Origin of the sequence: Flavobacterium sp. (assembly GCF_035760125.1) — a bacterium.
In the GTDB taxonomy this organism is placed as follows: domain Bacteria; phylum Bacteroidota; class Bacteroidia; order Flavobacteriales; family Flavobacteriaceae; genus Flavobacterium.
In genome coordinates this window covers 1-13,675 of record NZ_DASTTN010000118.1, presented here as the reverse complement: position 1 = coordinate 13,675, position 13,675 = coordinate 1, and the positions used below count along the sequence as shown (strand labels likewise).

Annotated in this window: 6 protein-coding genes; 4 read left to right on the top strand and 2 right to left on the bottom strand. The window is 33.9% G+C overall.

Features of this window, described 5'->3' with window-relative positions:
- Window positions 1-1,944 (bottom strand): transketolase (locus VFS71_RS04735; protein WP_326399682.1); only part of this gene is annotated, 1,944 nt, incomplete at its 3' end.
- Between the two features lie 928 nt (window positions 1,945-2,872).
- Window positions 2,873-3,871: a GntR family transcriptional regulator gene (locus tag VFS71_RS04730; RefSeq protein WP_326399680.1), complete on the bottom strand. Its 999-nt coding sequence runs from the start codon at window positions 3,869-3,871 to the stop codon at window positions 2,873-2,875.
- A 526-nt stretch (window positions 3,872-4,397) separates the two neighbouring features.
- Here VFS71_RS04730 and VFS71_RS04725 point away from each other — a divergent pair.
- From VFS71_RS04725 to VFS71_RS04710, 4 genes are all read left to right on the top strand, one after another.
- A complete protein-coding gene (locus VFS71_RS04725; RefSeq protein WP_326399679.1) occupies window positions 4,398-7,340 on the top strand; it encodes a SusC/RagA family TonB-linked outer membrane protein in 2,943 nt (980 codons plus the stop codon).
- A gap of 10 nt (window positions 7,341-7,350) precedes the next feature.
- Complete coding sequence (locus VFS71_RS04720) at window positions 7,351-8,958, top strand: RagB/SusD family nutrient uptake outer membrane protein (RefSeq protein WP_326399678.1); 1,608 nt, start codon at window positions 7,351-7,353, stop codon at window positions 8,956-8,958.
- A gap of 31 nt (window positions 8,959-8,989) precedes the next feature.
- A complete protein-coding gene (locus tag VFS71_RS04715) occupies window positions 8,990-10,048 on the top strand; it encodes a SusE domain-containing protein (RefSeq protein WP_326399677.1) in 1,059 nt (352 codons plus the stop codon).
- A 1,228-nt stretch (window positions 10,049-11,276) separates the two neighbouring features.
- On the top strand, window positions 11,277-13,675 hold a 2,399-nt coding region (locus VFS71_RS04710), incomplete at its 3' end, for a SusC/RagA family TonB-linked outer membrane protein (protein WP_326399676.1).

Sequence of the window (13,675 nt, the reverse complement as noted above, 5' to 3'; positions counted from 1 at the left end):
ATATCCAAAATGGTCTAACCCCACTATTTTTCCACTATCACCTATCAATCCTTCAAGGTTTACAGGAAGTCCAGCCGTAAGTCCGAAAACTAATTTTTCTTTAGGAATAATGCTTTCTTGGTACGATTTGGATTGCGATTTAAACAAGCCTTCGGAAATAATGGAAGCGATGTTTATTTTTAGATTATGTTCTTTTTCTAAAATTATTGCGGCATCGATAAGTGTCGAAACTTCAGATCCATTTGCGATTAAAGTGATGTCTGGATTTGCAATTTCTTTTACCAAATAACCACCTTTTTTGGCAGCTATTGCTTCCTGATATCTTGAATTGGTGGCAGGAATATCCTTTATGTTTTGTCTTGAAAGAATTAAGGCTGTTGGTGTTTTGGTGTTTTTCAAAGCCATATCCCAAGCCACTGAAGTTTCGGTAGCATCGGCTGGGCGTAACGCCAGCAAACTTTGGTGTCCAGAATGGTTTTTTACTTTCTCTAACAAACGCATTTGCGCTTCCTGCTCGATAGGTTGGTGGGTTGGACCATCTTCTCCCACACGGAATGAGTCGTGCGTAAGTACGTATTTCACAGGTAATTCTTGAATCGCAGCCAATCGTATGGCAGGTTTCATATAATCCGAGAATACAAAGAAAGTCGCCACTACCGGAATCACGCCTCCATGCAAAGCAATACCGTTGGCGATGGAAGTCATGGTCAATTCGGCAACTCCAGCCTGTAAAAAGGCGCCGTTGAAATCATTTTTTTGCAGTACCGATGATTTTTTCAAAAACCCATCTGTTTTATCACTGTTGGATAAATCTGCCGAAGACACGATTATGTTTTCTACGTTTTCCGCTAAATAAGCCAGCACTGCAGACGAGGCATCTCTAGTTGCTGCATTCGGTTTTTGAACTACGCTGCTCAAATCCAATTCGGGTAATTCCCCTGATAAAAATAATTGCATTTTTTTAGCTAACTCATGATTTTCATTTTCCCATTTGGCTATTTGTTGTTTTCTGAGAGAAGCTTTTTCTGTTTTTTTTGCTAGGATATTGTTATAATGCGCAGCTACTTCTTCAAAAATTGCAAACGGATCTTCTGGATTTGCTTTGAGATTTAAAAGCGTTTTGATATAATCTGCTTTAGTGTCCCCGATAGGTTTTCCGTGCAATTCACATTCTCCTTCATACATAGAACCATCGGCAGTAACGCAACCTTTACCCATGATCGTTTTACCGATGATTAAGGTTGGTCTGTCAGTTTCTTTATTAGCAGTGTCCAATGCTTCACGGATTTCCGAATGGTCATGGCCGTTGATGGTAATTACGTTCCAACCCCAAGCTTTGTATTTCATGGCAGTATCTTCGGAAGTCACTTCATCGGTCATCGAAGAAAGTTGTACATCATTAGAATCATAAAACATAATAAAGTTGTTCAATCCCAAATGTCCGGCGATCCTTCCTGCTCCTTGCGAAATCTCTTCCTGAATCCCTCCATCAGTGATAAAACCATATATTTTGTGGTCGAAAAGTCCTTTGAATCTTGCTCCAAGAAATTTGGCTGCGATGGCTGCACCAACACCCATTGCATGTCCTTGCCCTAATGGTCCCGAAGTGTTTTCGATTCCTCTCAAAACATCAACTTCAGGATGTCCTGGCGTTACAGAACCCCATTGTCTAAATTGTTGTACATCTTCTTTTTTATAGTTTCCTAATAAATAGTATTGTGCATACATCAAAGCCGATAAGTGTCCCGCATCCATAAAAAAGCGATCTCTAAAAGGCCAATCCATTTGAGTTGGGTCAAAATCTAAATACTCAGTGTATAAAATATGCATAAAATCTGCTCCTCCCATAGCACCTCCCGGGTGTCCTGAATTTGCTTTTTCTACCATAGAAATAGCCAGTGCTCTTATGTTGTCAGCGGCTAATTGGTCCATTTTGTGGTTCATAATTTTTAATTTGGTTGTAATAGTATTATTGATATTTCTACTTTTTTTGATTTTTATAAATCATTTTTAATAGGAGTGTTTCTTTTTTCCAATTCTTACTTAGAAACGTTTTTTGATTTAAAGTTAGGTAGCTTTTAATCAGTGTGCAATTTTAAATCGAATAATCGAGGTTTACTATTTCGTTCTGATTTCGATTTGCCTCATCAATAACTGACTATTTTTGAGAGAGTAAGAAAGAATAAAATAATAAGTGTAAAAAATACATTTGCAAATATAGCTAAATTTGTTTTACAATAACAAAAAAGAAAATATCATTTTTTAACTCCTAGCTTTAAACTATTTTTTCAGTAAAAAATAGTTGCGTTTCTTCATCATTGATGCTAGAGATTACTTTTTTGTCATAAATAAATAATTACATTCAATTTGAAAAAACATGAAATTACGAATTTGCCCCTCTTTTTTTTCGAATTTACCCCTTCTAGGCCTTTTAAATTAAGCTTTACTTTGCGTCTATAAAATACAATAATGCAGTGGTTTGTTGTTATTGATTTTGTAAATGTCTTTGGTTAGTTAGACAGTTTTAAAATTGCATGAATCTGTGAAATGGCATTTGGCAGAGAAATGTAAATATTTGTTTTTACACATTTATGCCCGAAGTATATCCTTTGGGTATAAATTTAACAAATACTTAAAATAGAGAAAATGTTTTGTGCTACTGTTTGAGTTTTGAATACTCTCAATATTAGCTTGCAGAAATAAAATTGGTTTATTCTTTATTTGGTTTTTGTATTTCTACAAGCTGAAAAAATAAGGCACATTTAAAAAGATTAAATTTAATAATGATTTTGAGTTTAAGTTTTGGTTCAAAATAAGAAGGCTATAATTAGCCTTCTTATTTTAAAATTGTGAAAAGTTTTTGGGTAGCTTTTTACAGTGAATTTCTAATAATCAAAGCACTTTTGTTTTCGATTTGTTCTTTTTTTCCAGTAAGAACCATTTGGGCCAGGAGTTTTCCCATGGCTGTAAAATCGGTGGAAATAGTAGTAATCCCATTAGAAACCACTTTTTTCAATGGGGTCTCATTGTAGGAAATGATTCCAAAATCAGTTCCTAATTTTAAGTTTTGTTGTCGGGCTTTCTCAATTACCCGAACCAAATCTCTGTCATTCGGGATGATGTATACGCCCCCAATGACTATTTCATTGTCCGAGAATTCGTTGATGATTTCATAATCTATGGCGTATTCTGAGCAAAAGTTTTCGAACCCAATTTTCATTCCTAGAGGTTCTCTAAAACCGGGGAAAATCATAATGAATTGTTTATACTTGTTTAATCTTGATTTTCCTTTATACAAGCCTTCAAAAATGTCTTTTTTATGGTTTTGATAAATGGCAGGGAATGATTTTAGCTCGTCATTGGTTTGATCTAGTATGATTACGTCATTTACTGGTAGGGTTTTTATCGATGCAGCTACATCTATTAAGTTGGTTGGCATAATGATGTATTTAGTATAATTTCCATTACTGTCATTTATCAATTTCTGAAAAACTTGAACATTGAAATGGTGGAAGAAAATATCAACCTGTACATTTTTTCCAATGTGCTTTAGAAATGAATTATAAATGTCTTCCTTAAAAATATTAAGCTCATCAAAGAGCAAAAATATCTTCTGTTTTATTGTGATTTCAACGCTTTTTACATAATATCCTTTGCCAGGAATGGCAAAAATAATTCCTCTTTTTTTGAGATCGTCGTAACCTAACAAGACTGTGTCGCGGGATAATGAAAAGGCCAAACAGACTTTATTTACTGATGGAAGTCTGTCTCCTTTTGTAAGTTTTTCTTCCTCAATTGCTTTTTCAATCGATTGAATTATCTGTTTGTATTTTGGAATGCCAAGGTTGTTTTGGATAGAAATTATTTTCATAGCTGAAGTTGATTTTTGCTCAAATATACAAAAAACTGGTAGGTACTGGTATTGAAGTGTGAATTTAACACATAATTTTGAATTTCATATTTCATAAAAAAACAATTCAAAAAAAGAATATATCTTATTTTAAGCAGGATTATATAATAAAAAAACTGCTTAATAAGAAATAAGTTGTTTTTTTCTTTTTTTTATAATTACACTTTGTAAAGCAGTTTTAATATTAAGAATGTCAAATAATTGACTTAAGAGTTGCCAAAAGTGGAATTTTCAAATTGAAAACATTTTTAGATAGTTTTAATTTATACTCTGTTAAATTGTCTATGATATATTTTAAAGAGTATAATGAAAGTTACAATTAAAGGTTTTAGTCTCTTAGTATACAATAGTTTCTTTTATAAAATATAATGAAGTATGATTCAGAATTCGAATAGAAAGAACCCAAAATTACCCAAAATTAATATTTAGAATACCCAATGCATGAATCAATAACTAACCCAAAATCAATTTAATTAAACAAAAAAGTATGAAAACAATTTACAAGAAGTTGTTATTTTTATTTCTCCTGCTGCCATTTTGCGCTTTTTCGCAGAATGTTGTGAAAGGGACAGTTCTGGACAGTGGTTCTGGACAGCCCATTTCTGGAGTAAATGTAAATGTGCAAGGCGTCTCCAATGGCGTTTCAACCGATTTTGATGGAAAATTTCAAATCTCAAATGTGAAGGCAGGCGATAAAATCGTCTTCTCATTTGTTGGATACAAAAATGAAATTATAACCTTCAATAACCAAAAATCACTTAACGTAAGTCTTATAGGGGAAGCCAACCAACTTGTTGAAGTAAAAATCAACGTTGGTTATGGTTCTGTGAAAAAGAAAGATGCAACCGGATCTGTTGTAGCTTTGGGAAGTAAGGAATTCAATAAAGGAGCCAATGTGACTACCGAAGATTTGTTCAAAGGCAGAGTTGCTGGTTTAACTGTCAATTCTACCGGTGCTCCAGGTTCTAAATCTGAAATGAGAATTAGAGGTGGAAGTTCCCTTTTTGCGAGTAATGATCCACTTATTGTTGTTGATGGATTACCATTGGACAACAATACAAACATTGGTTCATCTTCTTTCTTGGCATCGTTGAATCCAAGTACTGTGGAATCGATCGCTGTATTGAAAGATGCTTCTGCAACGGCTATTTATGGTTCGCGTGCATCCAATGGTGTAATCATTATTACGACCAAAAAAGGTAGTAAAACATTAGCAATTGACTACAATGTGCTTTATGGAGCTGGTAAATTGGTGAATACTGTTGACGTTTTTAGTGCCGATCAATTCCGTGCTGTTATTGCAGATAAAAGACCAAACGATGTTAGCAAATTGGGTAATGCTAATACCGACTGGCAAAAAGAAATTTATAGAAGCACTGGGTATGTAGATCAGAATTTATCGGTAAGGGGAAATCTTTTTGATATTCTTCCGACAAGTTTGACTTTGGGAAATACTGATCAGCAAGGATTGAGGCTAACGAATACTTTCAAAAGAAATACTGTTGGATTGGTAATGAATCCTACTTTTTTAGAGAATCATTTGAAATTAAAACTAGCTGCAAATTATGCTAATGAAAAAAACAGATTCACTGATGGAGTGGAAGGTGCAGCCATAGGATTTGATCCAACGCAACCTGTTAGGGTTGACGGGGCACCTTACGGAGGTTTCTTTGAATATACTTCGGGAATCAATAGTGACGGTAAATATCCATTAATTTCTACTGCAGCCAGAAATCCAGTTGCACAATTGCTGATGACTAATGACAGAGGAACCAGCAATAGGTTTTTTGGAAATTTTGAAGCCGATTATAAATTTCATTTTCTGCCTGAATTAAGAGCGGTTGTCAACGTTGGGTTTGATGAATCGAATGGAGAGAGAAGAAGATTGGTTGGAGCTGATGCAGGTTCTGCACCATCAAATGAAAATATTCCTTATGGTACAGATGAATTTACCAAAGCTACCAAGAGAAATAAATTATTGGACACCTATTTGGCCTACAATAAAATTGTGAGTGATTTTAATTTTGATGTTACTGCGGGTTATTCGTACCAAAAATTTGAAAGTAATAAATACGAAACTGGTAATATTTTGAATCCAGATTTGCCTTCTACTTTTCCAGAAACCACTATTGATACAGATGTAGTTTTACTTGGATTTTTTGGTAGAGCCAACATCAATTTGAAAGATAAATATTTATTGACTTTGTCTTATAGAAGAGATGGTTCTTCAAGATTTGAAGAAGACAATCGTTGGGGTAATTTCCCGGCTGCAGCTTTTGCCTGGAAAATGAAAGAAGATTTTTTAAAGGATAGTGAAACGGTATCTGACTTGAAATTAAGAGTGAGTTATGGTATTACAGGACAGCAAGATATACCTGAACCAAATGGTTATTTGGAGAAATATGAAATAGGTGGAGGAAATTCACAATACTATTTTGGACAAACTGCAGTTCCGGTTGCTTTATCCAGCAAAAGAACCAAAAATTTAAAATGGGAAGAAACGGCTATTTTTAATACAGGACTTGATTTCGGAATTTTAAACAATCGTCTCTCTGCATCTGTAGATGTATATGCTAAAGAATCAAAAGATTTATTGGTGAATGCAGCTATTTCAGATGGAAGTAATTTCTCGAATCGTGTGTATCAAAACGTAGGTTCTTTTACAACAAAAGGGATTGAGTTAAGTCTTAACGCTATTTTGTTTCAAAAGGAAAATTTCAATTGGAATGTGAATTTTACCGCTTCAAAATTTGAAAGAAGAATTAAGGATTTGGTTAATAATACTGATATTTTATTGGGAGACAATATTGCTGGTACTGGAACACCGGGTCAAATTTTTAGCGAAGGCTATGCTCCTTACTCGTTTTATGTTTACAAACAATTGTACGATACGGCTGGAAAACCAATCGATGGCGCTTTTGCCGATATCAACGGAGATAATATTAAAAATAATTCGGATAAATACATTTACCATAATCCGGATCCGGATGCGACTTTTGGATTTGCTTCGACTATGAATTATAAGCACATCGACTTCTCTTTCAATTTGAGAGCTAGCATCGGTAACCGAATTTTCAATGCAGTTGACGCTTCCAGAGCACAATATGATTCTATGGAAAACGGTGGAGTGTTAAGTAATGTTCCTTCATCAATTTTAGATACTGGTTTTCAAACGACTTCAACTGTAGTGCTGTCTGATATTTATATTGAAGATGCTTCTTTCTTAAAAATGGATAACATCACTTTGGGCTATACTTTTACTAATTGGTTAAATGATAAAGCTACGTTAAGAATGTCAACAGGAATTCAAAATGCGTTTGTAATTACAAAATACAGCGGATTGGATCCTGAAATCACAAACAACGGTGTGGACAAAACCATTTACCCAAGACAACGCTCTATTTTGTTTGGTCTTAACATCAAATTTTAAAAAGAAAATCATGAAAAAATATATATTTATTTACATTTTAGCATTGACAACTGTATTTCAATCGTGTACAGATGACTTGAATGTAGTGTCTGAAGACGATGATGTTTTGTCTTCGGATGCCTTGTATACTTCGCCAAATGGATATGAAAAAGCTTTTGCCGGAGTGTATGGAAATCTTACTTTGACAGGAGTTATTGGTCCAAATAATTCTTCACTGGAAGGAGTTGATGCTGGTACAAGTCAGTTTACCAGATGTTTATTGTATTTACAAGATTTAACAACAGACGAATTGGTTTGGAGTTATGAAGCAGATGAAGGAACTGCCGAGTTGCAAAGAAACATTTGGACTGCTTCAAATCCTATCATTTTGGGAATGTACAGTAGAACAATGGCTTCGGTGGCTTATTCCAATGAGTTTTTGCGTCAAAGTACTCCCGAAAAATTACAATCAAGAGGGATTACTGATGCTGCAAGATTGGCCGATATTGCTCTTTACAGAAAAGAAGTTAGAGTATTGCGCGCTTATGCGTATTATAATATGATGGATTTGTTTGGTAAAGCAGCAATGTATACCGAAAATGACCCGATCAATTATGCAGGTCCAGAATTCGATAGAAAACAATTGTTTGATTTTGTTGAATCAGAATTGTTAGCAGTTCTTCCAGATTTGAAAGCAGCACGTACCAATGTTTACGGTAGAGTAGATCAAGGTATGGCTAGAATGATTTTGGCTAAAATTTATTTGAATGCGGAAGTGTATATTCAAGCTAATCGTTACAATGATTGTGTTGATCAATGTAAAGCGATTATCGCAGGTGGGTATTCTTTGAAACCAAATTATTTAGACAATTTTAAAGCTGATAACAATACTTCGCCAGAGATGATTTTCGGAATCCAATCAGATGGTGTTGTTTCTCAAAACTGGGGCGCGACTACAGTATTGACTAATGGTCAAATTGGAGCTTGGGAAAATAATGGTGCCGATTTTGGTATCGGAGGATGGAGTGGAGCACTTCGAATAAGAAAACAATTTGTGCAAAAATTTGACGGTGGAAAATTCAATCAAGATACCCGTAAAACTATTGGTACAGGTGTTCAAGGAGATCCGTCAAAACAAAGAATAATTGATATAGCAGATATTGGAGTGAAAACACAAGGGTATATTTTGTCTAAGTATTCGAACAAAACTTCAACTGGTGTGAATGGAAGCAGTTCTACTTATGCAGATGCAGATTTTCCTTTATTCAGATTGGCTGATGTATATTTAATGTATGCCGAAGCAACATTGAGAGGCGGTAACGGAAATGCTACTCAGGCATTGACTTATGTAAATGATTTGAGAGAAAGAGCCAATAACGGTTCAACAGTTGGAAACATTACTGCAGCCGACTTGACTCTTGATTTCTTAATTGACGAAAGAGCCCGTGAGTTGCACTGGGAGGCGCATCGTAGACAAGACTTAATCCGTTTTGGTAAATATACCGGTGGTTCATACAACTGGGCTTGGAAAGGAAATGCTTCTACAGGGATTTCAATTCCATCGCATATGAGTCTTTTTCCAGTTCCTGTTGGGTCGCTGGGAGCTAATCATAACTTAACTCAAAATACAGGTTACTAAAAAATCCACTAACATTATAAAACATAAAAACATGAAAAATATATTCAAATATTTTATAGCATTGGCCGTTATTCTAGGTATGTGGTCGTGCGAAAACGAGGAAAATTTCTTGATATTGGAGCCTCAGGCGGCAGATTTCGCAATTATTACTCCAGATACTGGCGCTAAAATTGAATTAAATGATGCTACTCCAAACAATACTGCTCTTACATTAACTTGGGAAGCTGTGAGTTATGGTACACCAACCATTGTGAGTTATACAGTTCAATTTGCGGCAAGCAATACTGAGTTTGCGGCTCCTGTGGATATTTCTACTTTGACTACTACGCACGCTACAATGAGTGTTTCAGAGTTGAACACAAAAGCTTTAGATTTAGGATTACTTCCAGATGTTGACGGAACTATCGATATTAGAATTAAGTCAACTGTTGGTACTACAGGTTCTGAACCAAAATATTCTACTCCTATAACTATCGTTGTAAAACCTTATCAAGGAGTTTTTCCAACAAAAGATTTGTATTTGATTGGTCCTGGAACTTCTGCGGGATGGGATGCAAATATGGCTGTTATGCCAATTTTCAGAGATCCATTAGTTCCTGAAAAACAATATTATACAGGTTATTTTAATGCTGATGGATTTAAATTGCTTGAGCAAACTGGTTTTTGGGCTCCAATGTATGGTGCTAATGGAGATAAAGTTCAATACAGAGCTACAGAAAGTGATGCAGATCCAGGACTTTTCCCAACTACTGCGGCAGGGTATTATACTTTTGCAATTGATCTTAAAGCATTAACCTATACTATTGCTCCTTACACAGGAACTATGCCAACTTATACCTCAGTTGGTATAATTGGTGATGCAGCTCCTTTAGACAATTGGGTAACTAGTGTGCCTATGACTAAGTCAGCTTTTGATGCTCATATCTGGAAAATCACTTATACATTTACAGCCGCAGGGAAATTTAAATTTCTTGCCGACACTACTTGGATTGGTGATAGTGCTGGAGCTGATATTCATGTTGCTGCTGGTAAATACGATATCTGGTTCAATGATATCGATCAAAGATATATTCTTATTCCTGCACTATAATTGTAAATACTTATAAGATTTATGTTAAAACTAATATGTGTCTTTAAATAGTGAAGAGAACCTCGAATAGTAATATTCGAGGTTTTTTTATGGTAGTAAAATCAGTGAAAATAATAGTATTCCCATCGGGAATAACTTTTTTAATAGGGTTCTATATAGGAAATGATTCCAAAATCAGTTCCTAATTTTAAGTTTTGTTGTCGAGCTTTCTCAATTACCCGAGCCAAATCTATGTCATTCTGGATGATGTTAACGCTTCAATGATTATTCCATTATCGGAAAATTCGATAATGATTTCATAATTTATGAAGTTTTTCAAATCCAATATTCATTCCTAATGGCTTCCTAAAACTAGGTAAAATCGTAATAACTTTTTATGCTTGTTTTGTCTTGTTTTTCCTTTTTATACAGATCTTGATAGATGTTTTTTTGTGATTTTGATAAATTTTGGGAGAGTAATTTTAATTTATAATTGATTTGATTGATGATGATTACGTCATTTACTGGTAGGGTTTTTTATAACTGCAATTACATCGTTAGAGTTTGTTAATAAAGTAATGAGGTTGGTATAATTTCTATTACTTTGATTTATACATTTCTAAAAAATGGAAATATTTAAATGGCGGAAAAGAATACCGGAAGAGACATTTTTTTGAATGGTTTTTAAAAATGAATTATAGATATCCTCTTTGAAGATTTTAAGCTAGTCAAACAGTAATAAAATTCTCTGTTTTATAATGATTCCAGTACTTTTTAAATAATTTCCTTTGATAATGAAGGCAAAAATAATTTCCTTTTTTTGAGAATGTTGTGTCCTAATGTGACTGTATTACGGAATAATTAAATAGCCAAAAAGGCTTTTTTCGTGGATTAAAGTCGGTTTTATTTTGTAAGATTTTATTTCTTAATTTATTTTTAGGTCAATTTGACCATATGTTTGTATTTTGGATTATCAAGGTTCTTTTTCGTAGAAATTATTTTCATATGAAAAGCTAGTTTTTAGCCAAATTTATAAAAAACTGGTGGGTACTGGTATGTAAAATTGTTTTTGTAACTGTAAGTTTGCTGTAATATCAAATAATTTAAGATAAAAAAACTAATATCGTAATTTTAATTAACTATTAATATTAAATATTTATATTTTATTCGCAATAAGTGACTGCTACTATGAATGTTTTTTATAACCAAACTCAATTTAATAACCAAACTATTTTAAAACTATGAATTTATGAAAAAGAAAAAGAATGTTAATAGAATGAAAAATTTAAGATCTTTCATTACATCTAAACTCGCACTGTCGATTTTTATTTTGACGTCGTGTATTAGCATGCAGGCTCAGAATACTATTACAGGAACACTTCGAGACAGTAAAACAGATCAAAAAATTGTGGGTGCTACTGTTTCTGTCAAAGGAACTACGAATGGAACCATTACAGATTTTGACGGAACTTATAAATTAAATGTGACGAATGCAAAAGATATATTAGTTTTTACATACGTTGGATATACTACCATTGAAGAAGCAATAAATGGTAGAGATGTTATTGATGTTTCATTAAAAGAAGAAAGCAATGCTTTAAATGAAGTAGTTGTTATAGGTTACGGTAGCGTAAAAAAAACTAGTGCTACTGGTGCTATAGCTAGTTTGAAAGCCAAGCAACTGGATGCTCAAAGTAATACCAACTTAGGTAGTGCAATTCAAGGTAAGGTTGCAGGTGTTTCTGTAGAATCTGCAGGAGGTGGTCCAGGTTCTGGAACTAGAATTCAGATTAGAGGAGCAGGTTCATTAAATAATAACACTCCTTTGATTTTGGTAGATGATATTCAAGTTGCATCTATGAATAGCTTGAGTCCAAATGATATTGAATCAATTGAAGTTTTGAAAGATGCCGCCGCTGCCGCAATTTATGGTTCGAGAGCTGCAAATGGTGTAGTTATTATTACAACTAAGAATGGAAAAAAAGGGGATATAAAAGTTACTTTAGATGTATTTGGTGGGGTTGCTAGTGTGACAAAACAATTAGATTTATTGAATCAAGAACAATGGGCAAAAGTAAGTAATGCGGCATATGCTGCAGCTGGAAAAGCACCATTGGATATTGCTCTTAATCCTGAAGTGGGTGGAGCTGGAGTTAACTACCAAGATGAAATTTTTAGAACTGCACCTACTCAAAATTACTCTTTAGGTTTTCTAGGAGGATCGGATAATTTAAAATACAGTATGTCTTTAAACTATTATAATCAAGAGGGTGTGATTAAAGAAACAAATTACGACCGTTTCAACATGAGAGTGAAATCAGATTATAAAAAAGGGATATTTAAAATTGGAGAAACAATTTTGTTAACCAAAGAAAAAAGAAAAGAATTGCCTGGTATTCCTGGACAAGGAAGAAATGTTCTTGGAGCAGCCATTACTATGATTCCAGGTTTTGCCATTTATGATGAAAATGCTATAGGAGGATACGGTGGAGCCTCTGGTTCTGTGACTGATATTTTTAATCCAGTAGCGGCATTAAATCTTTTTGATGTAACAAGTGATACTTACCAAGCTTTATTAAATACATATGTTGAAGCTAGTTTTTTCAAAGATTTTAAATATAAATTAAATGTTGGGGCAACTGTATCAGAATACAAAAGAGATAATTATACTCCACGTTATGAGGTGGGTGGATTCTTTAAAAATTTAGATAACGATTTGTCTCATACAGATGAATTTAATCTATACACTCAGGTAGAAAACACATTGAATTATACAAAATCTTTTGGTAAGAATTATGTGAATGCTTTGGCTGGATATACAATTTATAATAATGGTTTCAAATCAGTAGTAAGTTCTGTTAGTGGAATACCTGATAATATTTATGTGCTTGCAGGAGCGGTACAGCCAGCTGTAACTGGTTATAATTTGGAGAATAATTTAGTTTCATATCTAGGGCGTGTGATATATTCTTATGATAATAAATATACGCTGTCAGCTACTGTTAGACGTGATGGCTCGTCTAGATTTAGTCCGGACAATAAATGGGGTAATTTTCCTTCTGTTTCTGCTGCATGGGGTATAGGTAAAGAAACATTTTTTACTAATCTAAAGACCCCAATTACAGATTTGAAATTACGTGCTAGCTATGGTGTATTAGGAAATCAAGAAATTGGAGATTACCAATATTTAGGATTAATTACTTCTGGTATAAGTTATGGAGTAGGAGAACCAAATACTTTATGGAGTGGAAATATTCAAACAGATTCTCCAGGAGTTGGTTTAAAATGGGAGTCTACAGAAACTGCCGATTTTGGTTTAGATCTTGATTTATGGAATGGAAAACTACAATATACTTTTGACTATTTCAATAAACAAACCTCTGACTTACTTTTAAGAGTGCCAATTCCATTGTCTGTTGGGTCAAATAATAATCCTTATACAAATGCTGGAAATGTAACTAATAAAGGATATGAAATGAGTTTAACTTACAATGAGAAAATTGGAGAGTTTAATTTCAATGTGACTGGTAATTTTTCAAGTATCAAAAACAACGTTGACGAACTTAGCACAGGAAGCCAAGTATTAGAAGGAAGTGGTGGTTCATTTCATGGTGCTCCAGTAACATACAGTAAAGTTGGTTACCCAAT